We start from the raw sequence: 23,274 nt of genomic DNA on the forward strand, positions 1-23,274 counted from the left end.
TTATCGGTAGAAGTCGCCATTACTTTAGTTTTTTACTAAAAATATTTTCATGGCGTAAACACCCAAGGTTTACTCACTCTTTCCGCTTTTCACTATTATTATCGTCCAATTCGAAAAAAACTTTAGATTAATTTTATAATTAATTACAAATTTTGTAAAAAAATTTCGCGTAATACCTCGCTAAGTGCTCTACACTACCTCGTCAAGTGCTCTACACAAAAGAAAAACAGGTGCATTGGCAAGATGCACCTGTTCAGGTAGGAGATTTCTTATGACTATTGTATGTCACGTGTAAATAACGCCTTGGCATTGACGTTTTTACTTGTTAGCTTCTGCTAACAAAATGTATATTAGCATATGCTAACAAGAAATGCAAGCGTTTATCGAAAGTTTTTTTACTTTTTTCTTTTTTATCCAAATTCTTTTGTTTTTAAGCCTTTCGGCTAAACTTTTTTGTCCTCATTTCAAACTAATTCTAGCTCTCCTTAGCCTATTATCTTCTTTTCCAACCAATTAGGCTAAAAAATAATCGCTACTTTCGAAGTCAAAATTCAAAAACTAGCAAAAAAATTAGCCGAAACGATCATTTCTATGATCGTTCGGCTAATCTCACTATTCCAACGCCATAATATTCTTATTTTTTCTTTAGCCTAAAACCTTGTATCATTTCATATCAGGCTAAATATCGCTAAATTCAGCCATTCTATAGCTGACCAATATTATCCTAGTCATTATTTTTCCTTGTAAGCTTGAGCACAAAGGTATGTAATCCAAGCAAATATACCAATGTAACTAGTGATACAAACTCCGCAAGTCTCCAGAACCATGGTTCTCTGAAATAGATCTTAAACAAGCCACTGTAGCCAGCTGGAATCTCAACTGCAAGCTTCTTATCTTCTGCCATGTAGCACTTAATCTTGGTTCCCTTGGCCTTAACAGCATAGTGCCTGTACCCCCAAAGAGGTGCTTCTGCTATTACCACATCCCCTGTAGGATTATCAGCCTGTACATAAAGTGTTGTGCCGTTCTTTTTAGATACAGTAGCTGTAGCCTCTGATCCTTCTGGTAACACCATGTCCTGATACATGGAAGTAAGACCTGTGTTGATATCCTTGATACTGAACTCCACATAGAATGGCTCTCTAAGATAATTGCTATTAAAAGATGTTATTGGATTTCCTTCCTTTATAACATCTCCAAGAAGTTCCTCGCTCTGCACTACGCACATCAAAACAAGTAGTGCCATTGCAATATAGCCCTTTATACTCTTATCTTCATATCTTAAGAGCTCGCCCATTGTAACAGCAAACCAGAAAACTACCATTCCGCAAGACACATCAAGAAAATGCCATGGGAACTGCATATTTCCAAGAAGCTTGTACATAAATGGCAGCTTGTCATTAAGGAAGAAATAAAAAGTTGAATTAAGGCTAAGGGCTACAAACAAGATGCTAAGCACAAATATTCTTAGATAAGCTCCTGTCTTTTCCTTAAATCTTCCTGTAAGCACAAAGCCTGCAGCAAGGGCAAGTACTGCAATTGAAACTACTCCAAGACCTACAAATCCACCAGTATCAAGAAAGGCTGCCTTTTGCAGGTTAAAGAGATGAACAAGCTCCTGACCTCTGTTCCATAGAATGTCATTTATAGTATTGCCTCTCATGTTCTGAAATAACATGTAATCCGCAAGAGGTACTATAAAGTGAAGATTTAATAGAACTATAGCAAGTAATGCCTTGAGTAGTGGCAACAGTATCTCTTTTTGCAGAGTTTTCTCGATCATAAGGATGCAGAAAAGAGGAATCACCAGTGCCAAAATAAAGGTTGAAAGCACATGGCACGAAAGAGTAAGTGTTACTCCAAGAGCCAGCGTAATGTACGCCTTCTTGGACTTCTTGGTATAAATTTCCCAAAGTCCAAGGATCACCAGTGGAAGAAAGGTAAATGCTCCAAACTCACCAACTGTCGCTCCTGAATAGATACTATGAAGTCTAAATCCGATCAGTGTGAATAGTACTGACGAAAAGAGACCAACTCTCTCATTTCCAGAAATCTTTTTAAATGCAAAATATGAAATAAACACAGACAGCACATTTGTAAGGAAAATGTAGAACTTATATGCCATCTGAAGTGTAAATCCAAGATTAACAAGTATTGATGAAGGATAAAGGAGCAGATCTCCATAGCCCACACCAGCAGCATAGCCGTAACCATTGTCCCATCCTGGAAGGATGTGTACTGGAAACTGACCACTTCTAAGGGCCTCAGCCGAAAATGCAATCCTTCTCAAATGATAGTAAATATCATCGCCAAAATATAATTTTCTATATAAAAGCGGATAACTTGAGAAGAATAGAGTAAATAGCATCACTCCAATAGTCAGCTCTTTTCCCTTAAGGAAGCTAAGAGTCTCTTTTCTCTTAAGTAGGAAAAGAAATGCAAGCAAATCTAGTAGCGCAAAAATAAAAAACAGTTTGGCTGTCTCATTGGCTATGGTCTTGCCCTTCATGTATGTGATATTCACGCCATTTACAAGAACATATATATTGTCACCTGTAGCATCTGTTTCAGGCCCCATGCGGACTTCAAACTCTGTCCCGTATCTAACCCAAGAAAGAGCTGAAACACTGGTGAACTTACCTGGCATTGCAGTATGGTCGCTGTAAGCCAGATCTGCAGTTTTTCCTTCAGAAGTATCTCCCACTGCATCAAGCACCATATAGCAGGTATGCCAGTTATCCTCTGCATTAGAGCTATAATCTACAGTCACGGAATAAATGCCTTTTTTGAGGAACGTAGGCTTTGTAACAACGTAAGCCCCTTCCACATTACTGTGATCAGCATAGAATCCGCTCTCATATTCGATAGTATTAGTTTCAAGATTTTTATGTGCAAGGAGCAGATCATCTGATGAATAGCTTATACTCTCTTCTCTATTAAATCTAAGAGCATTTACTATCAAAAGAACTACTTCAACCGCCACCAGAACTAATATAAGGAGTTTTTTATTTTCCCAAAGCTTCTTCATTCGAAAATATCCTCACCAAATCTTACTTTGAGCTGGGCCTTGATAGCTTCAACGCACTTATCAAAGCCAAGCTTACTGCTATCGATACACAGGTCATAGTTCATGGCATCAGTCCAGAGATTTCCTGTGTGATGCATATAGTATTCAGCGCGATATTTGTCTTCTCTTGCGCAGAACTTCTCAAGTTCTTTGCCTTTAAGAGGCTGAACCTTGGCAGCTTCCTGCATGAGGAAGTCATGAGGTGCGTGTACAAATACACTAAGAACGTTGTCATAATCCTTAAGAACGAAGTTTGCAGCACGGCCTATGATAACGCAGCTTGTGGTGTCAGCAAGTTTTTTGATGACCTTAGCCTGATAGTTAAAAAGATTATCAGTAGAAGTAAAGTCCTTGCTGTCAGGGCCGATAAGCTCTCCGTTATAGACATTTATTGGTGCCTTGAAAAAGCCATTATTTCGAAGTTTCTCATCAGCCTCCAAGAATAAAGACTCATTTATTCCACTTTCTTCAGAAGCAAGTTTTATGAGTTCCTTGTTGTAATAGTGGATTCCAAGCTCATTTGCAAGCTTTTCACCGACGGTTCTGCCGCCACTTCCGTACTGTCTTGCGATTGTAATGACAATGTTTCTTTTCATACCATTTCCCCCGCTATTATTCGCCAAGATATGCTTTCTTTATTGTTTCATCATCCAAAAGCTCGCTGGCAATGCCCTCTTTTACGATCTTGCCTGTCTCAAGAACATAAGCCCTGTTAGCTATTGAGAGCGCCTTCTTGGCATTCTGCTCAACCAAAAGAACTGTAACTCCGTCCTTGTTGATCTTCTCGATAATATCAAAGATCTCATTTACAAAGATTGGTGAAAGACCCATGGATGGCTCATCGAGAAGGATGATCTCAGGATGAGACATAAGGGCTCTACCCATAGCAAGCATCTGCTGCTCACCACCACTAAGTGTTCCAGCAAGCTGGCTCTTTCTCTCTTCAAGTCTTGGGAAGCGCTGATAAATAGTCTTAAGTGTCTCGTCCATCTCAGCCTTATCTTTTCTGGTATAAGCTCCCATCTTGAGGTTCTGCAGAACGGTCATTTCAGCAAATACACGCCTTCCCTCTGGAACCTGCGCCATTCCAAGATTTACGATCTTGTGACCTGGAATCGTTGTGATATTCTGATCTTTGTAAACGATCTCACCTTTATCCGCCTGAATAAGGCCTGATAAAGTGTGAAGTGTTGTGGTCTTACCTGCTCCGTTAGCACCTATGAGGGCTACGATCTCTCCTTTGTCTACATGAAAAGAGACACCTTTAAGAGACTGGATAACACCATAATATACGCTTAAATCTTTTACGCTTAAAAATTCGCTCATAATATATTCTCCAAGTAATTTAGTCCTCTCAGCCTAAGTAAGCCTTGATTACTTCTGGATTAGCAAGGACCTCTTTGGTCTCGCCCTGGCACAGAACTCTTCCAAAGTTAAGAACTGTAAGCTTCTCACAGATTCCTGATACAAGCTTCATATCATGCTCGATCAAAAGAATCGTCATTCCAAATTCTTTACGAACTAATGAGATAGTATCCATCAGTTCTTTGGTCTCATTTGGATTCATGCCTGCTGCAGGCTCATCAAGTAAGAGAAGCTTTGGATTTGTAGCCATAGCTCTTGCTATCTCAAGTTTTCTCTGCTTACCATAAGGAAGATTAGATGCCAGTGTATCTTTTTCTCCATCAAGATCAAAGACCTTAAGAAGCTTCATAGCCTCTTCATTCATTTCCTTCTCGACTTTTCTATACTTTCCAACATGAAGAACTCCCTCAAGAGTGCTGTATTTGAAGCGCTCAGAAAGTCCAACCTTAACATTATCGATAACAGACATCTGCTTAAAAAGTCTAATATTCTGGAAGGTTCTTGCGATACCTGCCTGATTGATCTGAACAGTGTTCTTTCTGGTGATATCCTCGCCATCAAGCTTGATGATGCCTTCGTTTGGCTTGTACACGCCTGTAAGAAGGTTAAATACAGTTGTTTTACCAGCTCCGTTTGGTCCGATGAGTCCGTAGAGCTCGCCCTTTTCGATCTGAAGGTTAAAGTCATCAACGGCTCTAAGTCCTCCAAAGGAGATACTAAGCTTATTTACATCTAAAAGTGTCATGCCTTTGCCCCCTTTCTAACTGTGAAGCGGCCAAAGGTCTTCTTTCTCCAGTCGATTACCTTAGGTGACCAGTTAACGATCATCATTACTATGAGAATGATTGAATAGATCAGCATACGATATGTATTGAGTCCTCTAAGGAGCTCTGGTAATACATACAAAATGCACGCAGCAATAACGCTTCCTCTGATATTTCCGATTCCGCCAAGTACCACATATACAAGGATCATGATGGATGCGTTAAATCCAAAGTACTGAGATGAAGCTGTAAGTGATGTGATATTGTGTGAATAAAGAACTCCTGCTGCTCCAGCAATGGCTGCAGAAATAACAAATGCAAGCATCTTGTACTTGGTAATATTGATTCCTGTTGCCTCAGCTGCGATAGCATTGTCTCTGATAGCCATGATTGCACGACCATCTCTTGAATTTACAAGGTTCTGAACCACGAAAAGAGCTAATAGAAGCACAACAATACTGATAGTAAAGTTAGCATCGTGTGGAGTTCCTGTAATACCCATAGCTCCGTTGACAATAACTTCTCCATCAGGCTCCATGCCAAGCTCCATAGCATTCTTTAATGAAAAGTGAAGTCCATGCTTGTCAATTCCAATATAAAATGCATTGATAACTGTCTTGATGATCTCGCCAAAGGCCAATGTAACGATGGCGAGATAGTCGCCCTTAAGTCTAAGTACTGGAATTCCAATGAGAAATCCGAACAAAGCCGCAAAAGCGATTCCCACAACAAATGCCAGGATAAATCTTGGGGCAGTTGGAAGAACGTTCTGAGTAACCTTTGAAAAAAATGCGCTGGTAAAAGCTCCTATGCACATAAATCCGCAGTGTCCAATACTAAGCTCTCCTAAAATACCTACGCAAAGGTTAAGAGCAACAGCTATTACTGCGTAATAGGTCATTGGGACCAAAAGTCCTCTCATATGACTTGAAAGATTTCCGGTAGCTGCAAGTACCTGGAATATTATAAATGCTAAGATCACAATTCCATAGGTGATCAGATTATCATATTTCTTTTTCATGCCTTCACCCCCGTCATACCTTTTCTTGTATTTTTTTACCGAGTATTCCGGTAGGTTTCACTAATAATACGATTACAAGAATACCGAACACAATGGCATCTGAAAGCTGTGATGAAATATAGGTTTTACTAAGGATCTCTACTATTCCAAGTACAAGTCCACCGATCATAGCTCCTGGAATTGATCCGATTCCGCCAAGAACCGCTGCTACGAAAGCCTTGATACCAGGCATTGCTCCTGTATATGGAGAAAGAGATGGATATGCTGAGCAAAGAAGCGCTCCAGCAATAGCTGCAAGAGCTGAACCGATAGCAAATGTCAGCATGATGGTCTTGTTAACATCTATACCCATAAGAGTTGCCGCTCCCTTATCTTCGGCAACTGCAAGCATTGCTTGACCCTGCTTGGTCTTTTTGATAAAGAGCTGTAAAACTACAAGTACCAATACGCTAATGAGGATGGTGACTATTGTTACACCCTGAATTCGAAGCTGTCCACCAGCAAAAGACAAGCCTTCCCAGCTGATAACTGATGAAAAAGACTTAATGTCTGCACCGAATATAAGAAGGGCCACGTTCTCAAGGAAATAGCTGACGCCGATAGCTGTAATGAGCACTGCCAAAGGAGATGCTGCTCCACGAAGTGGTCTATAAGCCACAAATTCAGTTGTAATTCCAAGGATTGTACAGAGGACGACTGCCACCAGAATTCCTAAAAGTGGATTACCTCCTAGAGATGCTGTCACCGAAAAGATGATGTAACAGCCTACCATGATAAAATCACCGTGGGCGAAATTGAGCATCTTAGCTATACCGTAAACCATCGTATATCCTAAAGCGATGATGGCATATATGCTTCCTAAGCTAAGCCCACTAATAAGATATGTTAAAAAACTCATATCTACCTCCAACTCTTGATACTTTTTATCCTTTTTTCACATAAATATATGATAGCACAACAACCATAAAATTAATTACAAATATAACAAACGAGGGCACTAATTTTTTCAGCGCCCTCGCTAAATAATAGTCGATTAAATTATTTTATAAAGAGACGATCACTGAGCTGATACGTAAGCTCCGTCCTTGATAACTACAGCCTTAGGCTCTTTGTTTGGCTCACCGCTTGCATCCCAAGTCATCTTAGAAGATGTAAGACCTGAAGCCTCGATCTCAACCATAGCAGCCTTAAGCTTGTCACCAATCTCAGAAACGCTCATATCAGGAGTTACGCCTGCCTTCTCGATAGCTTCCTTGATGATGTAAACAGCATCATAAGCATCTGCTGCAAACTGGTTAGGAACTTCACCGTATTTTTCCTTGTACTTAGTTACAAAGTTAACTGTAAGATCATCTGTAGCATCAGCTGCGAAAGGTGTCAGAAGCATTACGCCCTCAGCAAGTGATGTATCAAAGTTATCAACTGTAAGAAGTCCATCAAGACCATCTACACCAAAAAAGATTGGTGAATATCCCATTGTGTTAGCCTGTGTAAGGATAAGTGATGCATCCTTGTAGTAGATAGGAAGGAATACAAGATCTGCTCCTGCGTCCTTAGCCTTCTGAAGCTGAACTGAGAAATCAGTGTTGTTATCCTGAGTGAATGCCTCAGCAGAAACGATCTCAAAGTTCTTGCCTTCAGACTCTTCTACAAACTTCTGATAGATTCCGTTTGAATAAACGTCTGAGCTGTCATAGATGATGCCAACCTTTGTAGCAAGCTTCTTGTCAGAAATATACTGAGCAGAAGCAATACCCTGGTTAGGATCTGAGAAGCATACACGGAAAGCGTTGTCATACTTTACGCAATCAACTGCTGATCCTGAAGGTGTAAGCTGGAACATGTTGTCAGCCTTTGTGTACTCTGAAACAGCAATTGAGCAAGCACTTGTTGTTGATCCAACAAGGACCTGCATTCCCCAGTCCTTAAGTGTATTATAAGCATTTACAGATTTCTCAGCGTTGAGCTCATCATCTTCTTTGCTGTACTCAACCTTAAATCCGTTGATTCCGCCTGCTGCATTAATCTCCTCAACTGCAAGCTCTGCTGCGTTACAAACTGCATTACCATATGCTGCAGCTCCACCTGTAAGTGGTCCAATAGCACCAATCTTGAATGTAGCCTCTCCGCTAGCTGATCCTTCTGCTGGAGCAGAACCTTCAGTAGCATCAGCACAACCAACGATCATAGATGCAACCATTGCTGTAGCCATGAAAGTACTCAATACCTTTTTAAATCTCTTCATAATAATGTCCTCCTATAAGAATGTAACAATTTGGAAGATGTATATTTGTATACAATCTCTTGTTACTTTTAAAGGTTAAAGCATTGTAGTGTAAAAGTCAATCGCAAAATTGCTTTTTTCTTTTATGATTGTTACAATTAAAAAAAGGGGGATGAATCCTATGCTTCAATTATGTTATTTGGGGATAGCTTTCGCTTTCGTCTTCTATTTCGTTTTTGGAATAGCAGTCCGGCTTATGGAACTTACAGAAGCCAAGCGAAACTCCGCTCGACTGGCAATAGTCATTTCTTCCGTTTCAATCGTAATGATCTCCAGTTTTTTTGCTGGGATCCTTAATCTCAGGGTTGGTATCTATCTTACTGGTATACTAAGTCTTATCCTTTCTGCGGTCGCTTTTTTCATACTGACATCCATTGTTGTTGAACTTTATAATATACATACCCGCATCAAAATGAGAAGATTCATGGTTCTTTTTGATATTGTGGACAAGCTCATAAATGAAGGTAAGACTAATGAAGAGATTTTGAATTATCTAACAGGAATTCAAAAGCTCACCAAAAAAGAAGCTTCGGATTTTCTAGATTTTATAACTGATCCAGATAATCATCAGTTTCTTGTTGATGTAAATGAAAAGATACAGGAAGCCAAATTACTTGGTCATCTTCCTAATAATATCAGATAAAAGCCAAAACAAAGACGGCGCCTACATTAAATGTAGACACCGTCTTTTTATATTTCCATCCTACCTGAAATATCATCATGCAAAAAGATCTACTGAATTACCTTCCATTCCGTATGATAATCCAACGGAATCACTTCCATATCCTACTGTCATGCCCTGAAACTTCTCTGCCACCTCGTTGTACATCTTGTTTACCTTCTGAGCATTTGGATAAACAACTGGAGGAACATTCTCGATCTCTCCCTTTAATCCCGTCTCCTTGAAGGCATCTGATACATCTGATCTATTCTTGATCGAATAATTAAGAGGCTGAACGAAGCTCATTCCATATGCACCAATTCCACCTACTGACAATCCCATATACATATATCCTCTCACAAACGCACATTACTCATCATGGATATATTATTCTTTTTGGCCCAAATATGCAATTACGCCCGTTGAAATTTTATGTAAATAAAAAGTAGTAATTTATGAAATTTTATTAAAAACTATGTTATTATTATGAAGTAGGGTAAAACAGAAGAGAAAGGAGCACTGTTATGAGTAACAACCAGCTGCGATATTCTCCGTTCAAACCTAATCTGAAGACAGCCGAAGTATTTGCTTGGGGCGATCCGGAGTATAATCTATTTGATCAGCTAAACGACAAGTACGCGCAAAGTCATCCAGAGTATTCTGCATTATCATCTTATGAAAAAATGGTCATCCGTGAGCAGATTCATCATGAGGCCATAGGCCTGACTCCATTAAATCTTATTTCTGACTTTATAGAAGATCCTCAGTTCGACGAATTCCGTTTCATGTAACTTGCTTTGCTTATTTTGTATCCCTATTCACATATCTGTTGTGAAATTTGGAATATACAATCTTTTGACTGCTATACAGACTTGAATAGCCAGAGAAAGTGTAGCTTAGGGCTATTGCCAAAAGATAATATGGCATTCCTTTAAAGCCAAATAGCTCAAAGCATATGAAAAGAGATGAGATAGGGCAATTGGTAACGCCGCAGAACAAGGCGCCCATACCTATTGCCGCACAAAGAGCTGGATCAAATCCCAAAAGCTGTGAATACAAACAGCCAAAGGTAGCACCGATATAAAGGGCCGGTACGATTTCACCGCCCTTATATCCTGCACCTAACGTAAGGGCTGTAAATATTATCTTTAAAAGGAACGCTATATAAGGCGCCTCTCCTTTAACAGCCATTTCTATCACATTTATTCCCGCACCATTATAAAGTCTTGTTCCAGAAGCAAATGTCAGGGCTGAAACTATGCATCCGCCTACAAATATCCTAATATATGGATTTGAGATCAGCTTTTTGTAGGTTCGTCCTGATAATTTAAGTACATTGCAAAAAAGCACGCTTACTACCGCACACAGTATTGCAAGTATACCTGTAAATACTGCGTTGTACAGCGAAAACTCAGGTACTACGTTTACAGAAAAAGTCTCTTCTACAACACCAAGATATTTGGATATGCCAGAAGCGACCAGTGCAGATATTACACAAGGCACCAGAGCTGAGTAATACATTATTCCAATATTTTCAATTTCCATAGCCATAAAGGCCGCTGTCATAGGAGTTCCAAAAAGAGCTGAGAATGCAGCACTCATGCCACACATAGTGATGATCTTAACATTGCCTTCCTTGAGTCTGAACAATTTGCCAAGGTTATAGCCAATGCTGCCGCCCATCTGAAGAGCAGCGCTTTCTCGACCGGTTGAACCGCCAAAAAGATGTGTAAGTATTGTAGAAATAAAAATCAGGGGAGCCTTAGTAATTGGAAGGTTCTCCCCTGCTTGAATCGATTTGATGACAAGGTTAGTCCCCTTGTCTTCGTAGTCTTTGCATAATCTATATAAGAAAACAATAAGAAGACCGGCAAATGGCAAGCCTAGTATGATGTAGTCATGCTCTGTTCTAAAATCTGTAGCCCATATTATCCCGTGATAGAACATTGCGCCTATTACACCAACTACTACGCCGGTAATGGATCCCAAAAGCACCCATCTGAGTAATACCCTTAGCTGTCCTAAAAGGTTAGCTTCCTGAATCTGTTCTATAATCTGCTTTACAGTACTCGACTCAGAATTGTTTTCTTTCATTTTTTCTTTTTATTCATCACCTATAGTTGCTAACATTGCTAGCATCAACTGGTTCAAAAGGAACAAAGATATACTTGCAGTCCTCTGTAGCATATTCGATGTTCTTGATAGATCCGCCCTTACTTAAGGCAATTGCCGCATCTACAGCTGCAGCGCCCTGTCCCTTGGCATTCTGAAGAACTGAAAAAGAAATCTCACCCTTTTCAATAGAAGCACATCCATTAGATGTAGCATCTACGCCGCATACAGGAATATCCTTGTAGCTGTAGCCATTCTTTTTCATAGCTTCGATAACACCAAGTGCCATGGTATCGTTGTTACAAAATACTGCGTCAACATCCTGTCCTGTAAGAGTAAATATGTTAAAGAGGTCCTCTGCCTTTGAATCTGACCAGTTACCGTAGTCAACAAACACATAATTGGCATTGCAGCCATTATCTTTAAGAGTTTTCTTAACTGCGCTTGTTCTTCCAATCGTTCCAGAATGGCCAGGTTCTCCTTCTATTATTATAACATTCATTGATGACGGATTGCCAAGTTTCTTTAAAACGTACTCAGCCTGAAGCTGTCCAGCCTCTTCCTCATTAGAAGCTACATAAATATATTTGTCAGCCTCCAAATGTTCATCCTTTGGCTTATTGTTAACATATACTATAGGAAGGCCGTTAGAAGCTACATCCATCTGAAGAGCAGTGCTAGCATCAGCAAGCTTTATGATGATAGCTGAATATCCCTGCTTTTTTGCACTCTCCACAAGAGAATACTGTGCTTCTACACTTTTTCCTGTCTGAACCAAGTCAACTGTGACACCTTTAGCCTCGCCCTCGCTTATGATAGCGTTAGACAAAGAAATCCTGAATACATCATTTCGATCTGGCATAATGAAAAGAATCTTTTTTCCTCCGCTATTCTCTGCGGCAGAAACAGTACTTGCCTGTCCGCAGCCCACAAGAGCTGTCACCATCAGTATCCCCACCAATAGACATGTTATAATTTTTTTCATTTACGCTGCCTCCTTAAATTTTAAACCTCTGCACATAGGAAGTAAGTGTCTGTGAAGTACCTGCAAGTTCTTCTGAGTTGTCAGCCACATCCTGGCTGCTCTTTGTAATGTCGTTGGCCATCTGAACCATATTTTCAGAAGTTGTGAGAATCTCATCTGCGCTGGCTGCCTGTTCCTCAGAAATAGCAGCAACAGTAGTTGCAACTTCATCAACCTTAGAAACATTCTTGATCATAGCTTCCATAAGTTCATTTGACTGCTGAATATTTGTATAGATCTGATCAAAGGTTCCAACTGCAACTTCAATAAGTTCGCTATTTTCCCTGATGCTCTCAGCAGAAGCATTAGCCTGTCCGACAGCTTTCTCGATAAGTCCGCGAACCTCATCTATAAGCTTTGAAATATTCTGGGCACTGGTTGCTGATGTCTGAGCCAGCTTACCAATCTGTGTAGCAACAACTGCAAAGCCTCTTCCTGACTCTCCAGCTCTTGCTGCCTCAATGCTGGCATTAAGTGAAAGAAGATTTGTCTCTTCTGCGATGGCACTGATCATTCCAACAATGTTTGTGATCTCTTCTGAAGCTGCACCAACCTGATTGATGGATTCAACAAGTTCATTATTGGCTCCCTCGATTCCGATCATAGCCTCGCTGAGCTTCTCCATGTCGCTACGGCCCTTCTGAGAGATCTCAACTGTTTCTTTCATGCTGACGCTTGCCTTATCACTGTTATCCCTTGTGTCAGATACTACAGTTGCAAGTGTTGTAGCGTTCTGTGCGATATCATTAACTGCCTGAGCAAGCTGATCAACTGTTTCGTTGAGCTGCTCCATAGCAGCAGCCTGTGACTGAGATGCTGAGAACATTGTCTTAGAAACCTTGTCACTGCTGTCAGATTCATTTCTAAGCTTCTCAGATTCATTGCTGATACTAGCCAGCATGTTTCTCATAGAATCAACAAACTCAGTAACCTGTCTTCCCATGACACCGATCTCGTCGTTACTATTAACATCAACATTGATAGTAAAGTCACCCTCTGTCATAGCTGTAATGTTGCTAGTAATAACTGTAAGTGGAGCAATAACCTTTCTAACAACAAGAAGAATTGCTACGACTATCAGAAGAACTGCAACTAATCCGATGATTACCAGATACCATGACATCTGATAGATTGGTCCAAGGATCTCGCTCTTTGGAATATAAGAAACAAGGATCCAATCTGTTCCTTCAACCTGCTTGAATGCTGCGACATATGAGCCGATCTCACATGTGTCATAGTCTGCCGCAGCTATCTTCTTAGCTGCCCCCTTCAAAAGTGCATCACTGCTAGTATCTGAAAGAGTTGTAGATACAAGGCTTGCATCTCTGTGTGCAAGGATAGTTCCATCTGTTGTATCTACCAGGAATGAGCTTGCACCCTTCATCTTAACTCCGGAATTAACGATTACAGTGATAGAATCAAGTGGTACGTCCGCACCGATAACCTTCAGATCAACGCGGTCCATATCAAGAATACCTGTAGCACTTATTACCATATCGCCGTTGTAATTCTGGTGTGCTGAGCCATAGGCCATTCCCACTCTGGTAATGCCCTGTTTGAACCAGATACTCTCTGTTACATTCTGTTCAGTAAAAGCTGACTCTCTTGCTGTATAGAGCTTGCCAGATGATGTTCCAATGTACATGCCATCAGGATTACTCTTGTTGTAACCATAGAATGCATCAAGAATCTTAACAAGTTCAAAATCTGCAGGATGTTCAGTTTCAATTACAAGTTTAACTGTACTGAAAAATTCAAGATTGTTATCAAGCCATGATTCAATATTGTCGGCCTGATTTGAAATTGATGATTCCAGTGTCTCATTTGCCATTTCCTTCATTCGTGCTTTGGAAAGTTCCCCCGCAACGGCCACTAAAACCACGACAGTGAAAGTTACAAGTGGTACGATGTACCACAGAAGTTTGGTACTGATCTTTCTGACCCTTCTTTTTTTTACTGCCTTTGCTGCCTTTGTCTTTGATGTCTGTTCTCCCATATACTTTTTGTTCCTCGCTGCCTTTGAATTTTAGCCATAAAAAAGCGCTATGCTTGAGTTGATTATAGCATTAGCGCCCCTGAAAATATATGAATTTTTAAAAATTTTATAAACTATTCAATAGTCCATTTATGCCCTGTTTTTTGTAAATTTCTTTGTAATATAATACCTCATCCTTAATAATTGCATCGATCTGTTTCATGCCCAATAATTCAACAGGTGCTTTGTCATCTGTCATGATATGATTGCCTGCATCGTAGGCCAGTGCTGAGCTATATGCACTCTCCATCATAGCTCTCAAGTCAGTCTCATCTTCTTTACTAGCTCCATCCTTTAACTTCTCAAGAAAATTATCGGAATCACATGCAAAGAGTTCTTTGTTTGTCGAACCTACCACATCAATTGTTACAACATTATTAAACACTGAAGAAATGGTATCTGCCAGATAAGTATTAATTGTGGCATCATTTTGGGCTCCGATGGCATTGTCGCTGTACATATTCATGTTTACAACCATCACTCCACCATCATTCAGATGCTCTTTTACCATAGTAAAGAACTCTACTGATGACATCTGAAAAGGAATAGTAATGTCCTGATAGGCATCAACCATGATCACGTCGTACTTCTTGTCCACTGCAGCAAGATAAGCTCTGCCATCGTAGGTTGTCACCTTTGTAGTTTCAGGAAGTTCAAAGTACTTGTGGGCAAGATCAGTTATCTTTTCGTCGATCTCAACGCCCTCAATATTGATGTTGTCAAAGTGTCTTGAAAGCTGGGTTGCATATGTTCCAGAGCCCATGCCTAGGATCAAAACGTCCAGATTTTCGCCCTTTTCTTCTTTATCTTTGATGCCTGCCATGTAAGGTGCTGCCATAGCTACGTCATAATACATTCCTGTAAGAGCACCATCTTTAACAAGAACTGACTGAACACCAAATAAAACATTAGTTGAAAGGATAACTGTATTTGGAGTTTCTTTTACCTGAAGATAGTTGTAAACTGACTCGCCTTCATAGGTTAAGTTATTCTCCCAAAAGGCAAAGCTTGTGTTGTAGCAAAGGCCGCAAGATATAACAAAAATAAGGATTCCGGAAACGATCCTTGCTACATTACTGTTTTTTTTTGAGCCTTTTGTAGCTTGGTCAGTACCTTCAGATGGGCTTACAAAGTAAGCAATAGAAAGAACTATGAGGATTCCTGCAAAGATAAGGAATGTGATGGCTGTTCCTACAGCAGGGATAGTAACAAAGGTTGGTACGAAGGTACCGATGATACTGCCTACTGTATTGAAAGCTCCAAGAGTTCCAATGATCTTGCCGTTATCTTCGAGAGAATCTGTCGTATACTTGGCAAGACTTGGAGTTACTGTTCCAAGAAGGAATAATGGAAATACAAAAACCACCATGCAGGCCGCAAAGGCAGCGATCACAAGGAAGTTACTGTTAACTGTAAAGATAAGAAGTGCAGAAATACCAAGGATTACGTATTTGCCAATGGCTGGGATAAGTGCTATCCAGATAGCTGATACAAGGATCCTGCCGTAGAGCTTACCTGGGTCCTTGTCCTTGTCTGCCTTGCGGCCGCCGTAAATATTACCAAGAGCCATGGCGATCATGATAGTTCCGATGATGATAGTCCACACGATCTGTGATGAGCTAAAATATGGAGCAAGAAGTCTGCTGGCGCCAAGTTCTACCGCCATTACTGACATTCCTGCAAAGAATTCTGTAAGATACAGAAATAGTTTATTCTTTAAGATCTTTTTATTCATACCGTTCCTCTTTGATAGTAATAATGCCTAATTTCACTTATACCACATATATCCTGATAACTTCAATGATTGAATAAACGATAACTGGAAAAAGTGCCGTAATGTACATTAACCTGCAAGCTCTGACTATATCATCAGCCTCGATCTTTCTTTTTTCATCACCAATATATGGTTTAGAATGCATTTCACCAAAGTAAACCGCTGGCCCTGCAAGGCGAAGGCCAAGTGCTCCTGCACATACGCTCTCACACTGTGCAGAATTTGGACTTGCATGATTGAATCTGTCTCTTTTAAAGATCCTGACTGAATCCTTGAAGCTATAATGAGCTTTATCAGTTAGTTCTAGTAAAAAAGCTGCTGCCATCATAAGTACTGCGCTGATCCTGGCTGGAACAAAAGCAAAGATATCATCAAGCCTAGCTGCGCTTCTTCCAAAGAACATATACTTGTCATTCTTGTAGCCGATCATGGAATCCATGGTACTGACAGCCTTGTAGATAAAGGCAAGGACAGGACCGCCAATAGCCAGATAAAACATAGGACAGATAACGCCGTCATTGGTATTTTCTGCAACGGTCTCAACTGCTGCCCTTGTGATGCCGTCTTTATCAAGAAGAGCGGTATCTCTGCCAACTATCATGCTAACTGCAGTTCGAGCCCCCTCAATATTCCCATCCTTTAAAGGCTCATGCACATCCATTGCCGCCTGGCAAAGACTCTTTGCAGCAATACTCTGCCAGCTCATCATGGTCATCACTATAAGCCCCACCTCTTTATCCACTAGAAAAGCGCAGTACAGGATAAATATCCCCAAGAAAGCTGTGGATAACACCACAAGAGTTGTCAGTAACATGCCTTTTCGATACTTCTTGTCATCACTATCTTCTTTAATTAATAATCTCTTTTCCAAAAAAGTTATGAGGCGCCCAATTAGCTGCACAGGATGTGGGATATTCCTTGGATCTCCCACGAAGGCATCCACGATAAAGCCCAAAATAAATGTAATTGGAATGTATTTAAAATATTGAATCATGTCACTCCCTTAGAGCCAGCGATAAAAATATGCCATAGCGCCGATAACAAGCACCATGCACGTCTCACATATGCACACAAACCAGCCTGCTACATCACCAGTTATGCCGCCAAACTCATTTTCTGACCTTACGTGGTAATACAGAAATGTGAAAAGAGCTGCCAAAACAGCCGCTGCGCCTGTAAAACGTCCGATGACTATCATGGCGATCATGACAACGCCAGCTTCTTTTATCAAAATGCTAAGACACTTCTTTTTGTCTGAACCTTCTGCAAAAGTATAGAGCGTACCTTCATTCTTGGCACATTTAAATGAAACAACTGAGATACCACTTAGGCACCTTGAAAGGCAAAGGCCAAGTCCAAGGACTACTATTTCTGAAATCCCAGAGCCAGCGTAATACATGATAAGTTCAAGTCCTGCAAAGAAAAGCGCAGCAAGGACCATAACTCTTATAACAGCAAAGGCTCCAATATGAGGGTCTTTAAGGATCTCAAGTTTCTTTTCCCTTGTCTGATAGGATGAAAGCGCATCGCTCACATCCATGAAGCCGTCAAGATGTATTCCGCCTGTCAGAATAACAGGGGTCACTACTAATATCAGCGGAATCACTGTTTCTGCTGGAAGTTCAATATAATGCATCACAAAATAAAGAACGCTCATGATAGCGCCGATCAAAAGGCCAATCAAAGGAAAGAAGCAAATGCTGTACTTCATGTCCTCGTTTCCCCACTTAAATTGTGGCATTGGTATCTTGGAATACATTGAAAATGCAATCGCAAAAGACTTAAGTAACCTCATTTTATCTTCACCCCTTCCCCGCAAAATACTCTGTAGATACTGCGATCTTTTCCTAACATTTGCATGAGACGCCCTGTTTCTTCACGAGCCTTTCTGTCTGTAGCATCCATAGGAACTATGCCGCAGGTAATATCGTCAACTATGACTGTCTCAGCTTCTTTTAATAAGTTAAAAGACTCTTCTGCTGAGAGAATGTTACGCACAAGCCTCTCTGCGTGTTCATAAGCTCTGTAGCCTGCTGGCACCTTGGTGTCATCAGCTGTAAAAGAATAGATTTCTTTATCTTCTATATTAAATTCACTTTTAGCAAAGGCTCTTTTGCCCTGAAAGGCTCCGCCAAATATAAGTTTCTTGTTCACTGCTTGTCCCCCATCTACTAAAGGCTCTGTGTTTCCTTTAACTCCAGCAGTCATCTCCATAACTTCATCAGCTCTTTTTGAAGCTAGCTGTTCAAGTAGCGCAAGTCCCCTCTGATACTCTATTGTTTCATCTCCATAAATAATAGAATCGCTGTAAATTCCATCGCTTACAAATACAATGCTGGCACCGGATTTTTGGCACTCATCTATCAAAATGCCAAGACCCTTTTGAACTCTTCCAGTTGCATCATGGTCCACATAGAAGTTGCCCTTATCATCTACTCTAAACATCTCATTAGCAAGAAGGGCAGTGAGGCTATCCACCAAAAATGCAGGCGGATTCTCATCTTTCCTGATAACATCCACAAGGTCTTCTATCCTATACTTAAGCTCAATAGTATCAAAGCCAAGATCTTTTCTGCTTTCCACATGCTTTTTGATGCGCTCGTCATCTTCCGCCCCTGTAGATATCATGGTTGCCACGTAGTAGAGTTTTCCCTTTTGCTTCTTAGAATAGCTTACCGCCAGGTCCTGAGCCTTATTCGATTTTCCATTCTTACAACCGCCAGTTATCAGAACTACCATATTACCTTATTCCCTCAAGGTATGAATCATCTATTCCGCCGCCTTCAAAGGTTGCCATGTCGCACATCATAACGCAGGCATCCTCAATTATCTGAAATGCCATAGGACATCCGCTTCCTTCACCAAGTCCCATATTCAGCATAAGATATGGATTAAGTCCCAGCTCTTTTATTGCAAGATCATAGGCAGGCTCCTTGGACACATGGGATGTGAAAAGATATCCCTTAACAAGCGGGCAGAGTCTTACTGCGCACAGTGCTGCCACCGCAGAAATAATGCCATCTATGACAACAGCCTTCTTGGAAATTGCCGCTCCAATAAATGCGCCGCACATAGCAGCAATATCAAGGCCGCCAACCTTGGCCATAGCTGATATTATCTGCTCAGCGTCATTCTCATTCCCTTCCCACTCCTTATTTTGAAGTCCATGGAACTCAAGGGCTTTTCTTATGACTTCCTTCTTTTGGCTAAGGGCTTCATCTGTAAGTCCAGTGCCTCGCCCCGTGATGTCTTCTGGAGATACGCCTGTAAGTGCAGCTAAAAGAGCTGTGGATGTGGTAGTGTTACCAACTCCCATCTCTCCTACGCCCACAAGGTCTACTGTTCCAGTGGAGGACTTATCCACATTGGCTACGAGATTTATCCCCGTAGTTATGGCTCTAAGGCACTCATCTTCCGTCATAGCCATTTCTTTTACTATATTACCAGTGCCTCGCCTAATGCTGTGGTCAAGGACTTTACTTGCATCCGGGTCAGCAGAATAATCCGTAGCAATTCCCATATCTGTCACTACAAGCTCTGTGCCCGTGTGCCTTGCAAGAACTGCAACGCCAGTAAGCCCTCTTGTCATGTTAAGGGCCTGCATGGCAGTTACTGAAACAGGGGATGACGCCACGCCCTCCTCCACAACGCCGTTATCTGCGCAGAATACGTAAATAGTCTTTTTACCAATTTTGTTTTTGGCATGACCTGTTATACCAGCGAGCTTTATTGCAATGTTTTCAAGCTCTCCCATGCTACGAGGCGGCTTTACCAGCGAATTGTTGTAATCTGATGCTGCACTAATAGCAGCATCATCAACTTTTTCCACTTTATCTATGTAATTTTCAAGAGTTTTCAACATATCCTTGTTCATAAAAATAATTCTACACCATTTTATCTATGGTGTAATTACTGATATACTTAGGAAATGTAAGATAATACATGTTTTTATATGAGGATATTATGAATCATCAAATGGCATTCACCCACGGCGGCGAATACACTGATTACAACCAAATAAAGCTGGATTTTAGCGTAAACACTAATCCTCTGGGGATGCCAGGGAACTTAAGCTATGCCCTGACTACAAATGTCGATGCTCTTGAGAAGTACCCAGATAGGCGTTCCGAGGAGCTTTGCCACGCTATTTCCAAGAAAAGAGGCGTTACAGCAGACAGTATCTTTATTGGAAACGGCGCTTCTGAAGTTATCAGTTTACTAGCAAAAGTCCTTGCTCCCAAAAATGCGCTTATTATAGAGCCCACATTTTCAGGCTATGAGAGAGCTCTTTTATCTAACGGTTCCAAGGTTAGCTACTACGAGCTTTCTAAGGAAAATGGATATGCGCTGACGGAGGATTTCATAGCTTTTCTAGAAAAAGCCAAATGTGGCGTGGTCTTTGCCTGCAGTCCTAACAATCCTACTGGACGAGTTATCGAACCTGCCCTTGTAAAAGAGATTGCAGATGTATGTGAGAAAAAGAAGATCTTCTTTATATTAGATGAGTGCTTCATGGGCTTTGTGGAAAACTCTGATCATTATAGTTGTCAGAGTCTCCTTGCTGATCATCCACATCTAGTCCTTTTGGATGCCTTCACTAAGCTCTACTCAATTCCCGGAATAAGGCTTGGATACTGCATTAGTAGTAACAAAGATCTTGTGAAAGCTCTTTTTAATGCCCAGCCAGAATGGAGCGTATCAACTTATGCTCAGCTTGCGGGAAAAGAGGCTCTTTTACAAGAAAGGTATGTGAAAAGAACCATTGAACTGGTATCTACTGAGAGAGATTTCCTAATAAAAGAACTTCGTCATCTTGGATTTGAGGTGTATGACAGCCAGGCTAACTTCATCATGTTTAATGTACCTGCGAGATTAGGGCAAAACCGTGACCTGCAGGAGTTCCTGGCAAAGAAGTATCATATCCTCATCAGATCCTGCAGTAATTTCATGGGATTAGAAGAAGGTGATTACAGAATTGCAGTAAAGTTACATGACAAAAATGAACTATTGATCGAAGCACTTAAGTCTTTCTTATCACTGTGAAAAGTATTGTTTATCACCAGCGAAAAATTATTCTTAGTTCACATTTTGCTTTTCAATAATTATAATCATTTTCATAAATTAAAAAGAAATTCGAGGAGGGATTATTTTATGAAAAAGAATATCATTGCAAGCTTAGTTTTATCTACAACTCTTGTACTCGGCGTCTTAACTGGTTGTGGAAACTCAGCTGATACTCAGAACACAACAGACACACAGACTGCTACAGAGGCAAACAACGATACAGCTTCTGCTGATGCGGACAAGACAATCAGAGTTGGTGCTACACCAGTTCCACATGCTGAAATTCTTGATAACGTAGTAAAAGACGTTCTTGCAAAAGACGGTTGGACACTTGAGACTGTAGTTTTCCAGGATTACGTTCTTCCTAATACTTCACTTGAAGCTGGCGAGATTGATGCCAACTACTTCCAGACACTTGGTTACATGAACCAGCAGAACCAGGATGCAGGTCTTCACCTTGTAGCAGTTGCAGGCGTTCACATTGAGCCAATGGGCATCTACTCAGAGAAGTACACAGCAGTTGCTGATCTTCCAGACGGTGCTTCAATCGGAATTCCTAACGATCCAGACAACGCTTCAAGAGCACTTGATCTTCTTGTTCAGAAGGGTCTTTTAACATCAAAGGGTGAATACGGTACAAGCGACAGCTACACAGAGGATTCTCTTACAAAAGACGCTGACGCTAACCCACACGGCTATGTGATCACTCCACTTGAAGCTGCTAACCTTCCACTTTCACTTCCAGATCTTGATGCTGCAGTTATCAATGGTAACTACGCACTTGAGGCTGAGCTTCCAGCTAAGCACCCAGCTCTTGAGATTGAGGAATTCGACGAGGAAACAACAACAAAGAGAACTAACTTCCTTGTAGTTAAGGATGGCACACAGGATTCTGAGAAGATTCAGGCACTTGTAGCAGCTCTTAACTCAGAAGAAGTTCAGAAATACATCGACGCAACCTACAAGGGAGCAGTTATCGCATCTTTCGTAAGCGCAGAGTAATTCAGGTATTGAGAGTATGACAGTGTGAAATATCATTGTTCGCTCCGGTATTTTTTGCAGGATACATAAGACATTCAAAAACCTCGTTAAGATTTGCTTCACGTTGTTCATAACGCAAATCTTAACGAGGTTTTTTCATGCAATGTATCTGCTGCAAAAAATAAATCGCTCACACTAATATTCCACACTTGTCATACTGCGGCACTTCTTTGAATTAAACTGATAGTTAATCTATTCTCCGAAGCAACTGGAATAAAAGCGCTTTTCATTATAATCCCAATATATATTTGTTACACTAGTACATCTCAAATTACCATCAACATCATAGCTTTCAACAAGCAATTTATCAGAAAATTCTTCACCGATACTAGCGTCTTTTGGTTTGTAGTCTACACCTGAATACTTGTTGATTTTCTTTTTGTTTCCATTTGAGTCCGTAACAATACAATACTCGCAGTATTCCTCTTCAGGTATATAGCACAATGCATATTTTTCTTTTCCATCTATGAAAGATCTATTCAGGCTTACACCTATTTCATAGGTTACATCCCAATTATCCTGTATTAAATTAGTTTCAGTAGTATCAGTTTTTTCTACATAACTATACTGTACATTATCGGTATGATCTAAATTTGTTATATACTTATTACCTATTAGTGCCAAACATAATATTATCAGAATTATTATGTGCATCATATATCCCCATCAGTGTCACATTACTCTGTTTCCCCAAATACCGTAGGACGAATTTCCATTCCACAAGTTTTACAATATTTATACCCGTTCTTATATTCCCAAGAATGCTGCTGTTGATATCTATCAGTTTTATATTCAATCGCAGCACAATTTTGGCATACTCTTATATATTTAACACATTTGTCAACGCAATTTCCAAATGAAGATGGCGCGTCATAGTATACCTTTTCAATCTGCCACGAAGTCCAATTATGTGGGCAATCAGGTCTTTCCACTCCAGTGATTACATAACCCACATTTTTGCATTCATCACATCCATAGGATTCATCACTACATGCAAATGACTGAATCGGAAAAGAAAACAACAAAACAATTGATAGTAAAAGAGTTCCTACTTTTTTCATA

The 23,274-nt window shown here is 40.5% G+C and carries 22 protein-coding genes; 4 read left to right on the forward strand and 18 right to left on the reverse strand.

Going from position 1 to position 23,274, the window contains the following annotated elements; translation table 11 throughout:
* Nucleotides 1-724 precede the first annotated feature (724 nt).
* The 7 genes from BLS24_RS01645 to BLS24_RS01675 all read right to left on the reverse strand — a co-directional run bounded on the left by BLS24_RS01645 (nt 725) and on the right by BLS24_RS01675 (nt 8,462).
* Entirely contained in the window at nt 725-3,028 is a 2,304-nt protein-coding gene (locus tag BLS24_RS01645; protein ID WP_091755524.1) for a hypothetical protein, read from the reverse strand.
* Nucleotides 3,025-3,663 (reverse strand): cytidylate kinase-like family protein, encoded by a 639-nt coding sequence (locus BLS24_RS01650; RefSeq protein ID WP_091755526.1) that lies wholly within the window; start codon nt 3,661-3,663, stop codon nt 3,025-3,027. The genes BLS24_RS01645 and BLS24_RS01650 overlap by 4 nt, the downstream gene beginning before the upstream one ends.
* A 16-nt stretch (nt 3,664-3,679) precedes the next feature.
* The gene (locus BLS24_RS01655; RefSeq protein ID WP_091755529.1) at nt 3,680-4,393 is read right to left on the reverse strand and encodes an ABC transporter ATP-binding protein; all 714 of its coding nucleotides are present in this window, start codon (nt 4,391-4,393) and stop codon (nt 3,680-3,682) included.
* A 28-nt stretch (nt 4,394-4,421) separates the two neighbouring features.
* The gene (locus tag BLS24_RS01660) at nt 4,422-5,177 is read right to left on the reverse strand and encodes an ABC transporter ATP-binding protein (protein WP_091755531.1); all 756 of its coding nucleotides are present in this window, start codon (nt 5,175-5,177) and stop codon (nt 4,422-4,424) included.
* On the reverse strand, nt 5,174-6,217 hold the full coding sequence (locus BLS24_RS01665; protein ID WP_091755533.1) for a branched-chain amino acid ABC transporter permease: 1,044 nt from the start codon (nt 6,215-6,217) through the stop codon (nt 5,174-5,176). The genes BLS24_RS01660 and BLS24_RS01665 overlap by 4 nt, the downstream gene beginning before the upstream one ends.
* A 13-nt stretch (nt 6,218-6,230) precedes the next feature.
* Nucleotides 6,231-7,115, reverse strand: coding sequence for a branched-chain amino acid ABC transporter permease (locus tag BLS24_RS01670; RefSeq protein WP_091755535.1), 885 nt, complete (start codon nt 7,113-7,115; stop codon nt 6,231-6,233).
* Nucleotides 7,116-7,274: 159 nt separating this feature from the next.
* On the reverse strand, nt 7,275-8,462 hold the full coding sequence (locus tag BLS24_RS01675; protein WP_091755537.1) for an ABC transporter substrate-binding protein: 1,188 nt from the start codon (nt 8,460-8,462) through the stop codon (nt 7,275-7,277).
* A gap of 160 nt (nt 8,463-8,622) precedes the next feature.
* Between BLS24_RS01675 and BLS24_RS01680 the strand changes: the two genes are divergently transcribed.
* The gene (locus tag BLS24_RS01680) at nt 8,623-9,144 is read left to right on the forward strand and encodes a hypothetical protein (protein WP_091755539.1); all 522 of its coding nucleotides are present in this window, start codon (nt 8,623-8,625) and stop codon (nt 9,142-9,144) included.
* A 75-nt stretch (nt 9,145-9,219) separates the two neighbouring features.
* Here BLS24_RS01680 and BLS24_RS01685 read toward each other — a convergent pair whose 3' ends face one another.
* The gene (locus BLS24_RS01685; RefSeq protein WP_143015135.1) at nt 9,220-9,504 is read right to left on the reverse strand and encodes a hypothetical protein; all 285 of its coding nucleotides are present in this window, start codon (nt 9,502-9,504) and stop codon (nt 9,220-9,222) included.
* Between the two features lie 182 nt (nt 9,505-9,686).
* Here BLS24_RS01685 and BLS24_RS01690 point away from each other — a divergent pair, with 182 nt between their 5' ends.
* Nucleotides 9,687-9,953, forward strand: coding sequence for a hypothetical protein (locus tag BLS24_RS01690; RefSeq protein ID WP_091755543.1), 267 nt, complete (start codon nt 9,687-9,689; stop codon nt 9,951-9,953).
* 10 nt (nt 9,954-9,963) lie between these two features.
* Here the strand turns inward: BLS24_RS01690 and BLS24_RS01695 are convergent, their stop codons facing one another.
* The 8 genes from BLS24_RS01695 to cobT all read right to left on the reverse strand — a co-directional run bounded on the left by BLS24_RS01695 (nt 9,964) and on the right by cobT (nt 19,981).
* A complete protein-coding gene (locus BLS24_RS01695) occupies nt 9,964-11,256 on the reverse strand; it encodes a chloride channel protein (RefSeq protein ID WP_091755545.1) in 1,293 nt (430 codons plus the stop codon).
* A 16-nt stretch (nt 11,257-11,272) separates the two neighbouring features.
* A complete protein-coding gene (locus tag BLS24_RS01700) occupies nt 11,273-12,259 on the reverse strand; it encodes a substrate-binding domain-containing protein (RefSeq protein WP_091755547.1) in 987 nt (328 codons plus the stop codon).
* 13 nt (nt 12,260-12,272) lie between these two features.
* The gene (locus BLS24_RS01705; protein WP_091755549.1) at nt 12,273-14,294 is read right to left on the reverse strand and encodes a methyl-accepting chemotaxis protein; all 2,022 of its coding nucleotides are present in this window, start codon (nt 14,292-14,294) and stop codon (nt 12,273-12,275) included.
* A 106-nt stretch (nt 14,295-14,400) separates the two neighbouring features.
* Nucleotides 14,401-16,068, reverse strand: a complete 1,668-nt coding sequence (locus tag BLS24_RS01710; RefSeq protein WP_091755551.1) for a spermidine synthase — start codon at nt 16,066-16,068, stop codon at nt 14,401-14,403.
* Nucleotides 16,069-16,105: 37 nt separating this feature from the next.
* Nucleotides 16,106-17,101: an adenosylcobinamide-phosphate synthase CbiB gene (cbiB, locus tag BLS24_RS01715; RefSeq protein ID WP_091755553.1), complete on the reverse strand. Its 996-nt coding sequence runs from the start codon at nt 17,099-17,101 to the stop codon at nt 16,106-16,108.
* Nucleotides 17,102-17,110: 9 nt separating this feature from the next.
* Complete coding sequence (locus BLS24_RS01720; RefSeq protein WP_091755555.1) at nt 17,111-17,902, reverse strand: adenosylcobinamide-GDP ribazoletransferase; 792 nt, start codon at nt 17,900-17,902, stop codon at nt 17,111-17,113.
* Nucleotides 17,899-18,846 carry a bifunctional adenosylcobinamide kinase/adenosylcobinamide-phosphate guanylyltransferase gene (locus BLS24_RS01725; RefSeq protein ID WP_091755557.1) on the reverse strand — a complete coding sequence of 316 codons (948 nt, stop codon included), beginning with the start codon at nt 18,844-18,846 and terminating at the stop codon, nt 17,899-17,901. Before BLS24_RS01725 ends, BLS24_RS01720 begins: the two co-directional genes overlap by 4 nt.
* Before the next feature lies 1 nt (nt 18,847).
* The gene (gene cobT, locus BLS24_RS01730; RefSeq protein WP_091755559.1) at nt 18,848-19,981 is read right to left on the reverse strand and encodes a nicotinate-nucleotide--dimethylbenzimidazole phosphoribosyltransferase; all 1,134 of its coding nucleotides are present in this window, start codon (nt 19,979-19,981) and stop codon (nt 18,848-18,850) included.
* A gap of 89 nt (nt 19,982-20,070) precedes the next feature.
* Here cobT and BLS24_RS01735 point away from each other — a divergent pair, with 89 nt between their 5' ends.
* Nucleotides 20,071-21,150: a pyridoxal phosphate-dependent aminotransferase gene (locus BLS24_RS01735; RefSeq protein ID WP_176764304.1), complete on the forward strand. Its 1,080-nt coding sequence runs from the start codon at nt 20,071-20,073 to the stop codon at nt 21,148-21,150.
* Between the two features lie 108 nt (nt 21,151-21,258).
* Nucleotides 21,259-22,173 (forward strand): MetQ/NlpA family ABC transporter substrate-binding protein, encoded by a 915-nt coding sequence (locus BLS24_RS01740; protein ID WP_091755563.1) that lies wholly within the window; start codon nt 21,259-21,261, stop codon nt 22,171-22,173.
* Nucleotides 22,174-22,404: 231 nt separating this feature from the next.
* Here the strand turns inward: BLS24_RS01740 and BLS24_RS01745 are convergent, their stop codons facing one another.
* Together BLS24_RS01745 and BLS24_RS01750 are read right to left on the reverse strand one after the other, a co-directional pair.
* Nucleotides 22,405-22,869, reverse strand: a complete 465-nt coding sequence (locus tag BLS24_RS01745; RefSeq protein ID WP_143015136.1) for a hypothetical protein — start codon at nt 22,867-22,869, stop codon at nt 22,405-22,407.
* Nucleotides 22,870-22,889: 20 nt separating this feature from the next.
* Nucleotides 22,890-23,273 (reverse strand): hypothetical protein, encoded by a 384-nt coding sequence (locus tag BLS24_RS01750; RefSeq protein ID WP_091755570.1) that lies wholly within the window; start codon nt 23,271-23,273, stop codon nt 22,890-22,892.
* Between the last annotated feature and the right edge of the window lies 1 nt (nt 23,274).

Origin of the sequence: Butyrivibrio sp. INlla18 (assembly GCF_900103635.1) — a bacterium.
In the GTDB taxonomy this organism is placed as follows: domain Bacteria; phylum Bacillota; class Clostridia; order Lachnospirales; family Lachnospiraceae; genus Butyrivibrio.